This is a genomic window from Bacillus sp. GbtcB10 (genome assembly GCF_019091365.1).
Lineage (GTDB): Bacteria > Bacillota > Bacilli > Bacillales > Bacillaceae > Bacillus > Bacillus altitudinis.
Genome location: NZ_JAGXJP010000205.1, coordinates 1 through 264, shown reverse-complemented (window position 1 = coordinate 264; position 264 = coordinate 1). Strand labels below are relative to the sequence as shown.

1 protein-coding gene is annotated in these 264 nt (G+C 52.3%); it reads left to right on the top strand.

Annotated features, from left to right (window positions below; translation table 11 throughout):
* The coding region (locus tag KVT11_RS20100) for a hypothetical protein (RefSeq protein WP_217609174.1) at positions 1–264 on the top strand (264 nt) is incomplete at both ends.

Here is a 264-nt window from a genome sequence, read left to right as displayed (position 1 = left end):
ATTGCGTTCCTGCCCACACAGCTATGTGAGCAGCTTATGCCGATGGACAATCATTCACTCCGTTACTTACTGACAGGCGAGGACAAGCTGAGACAGGTGAAGCCCGTTCCATACAAGCTCGTCAATAACTACGGCCCAACAGGAAATACGGTCGTGGCGGCAAGCGGGACCAATGATCCAGATCAAGGCACGCTTCCTATCGCAACAGCGGTTGGCAATACTCGGTTGTACATTATCGGTTCGTTTAATGACCTCCCGCCGCAA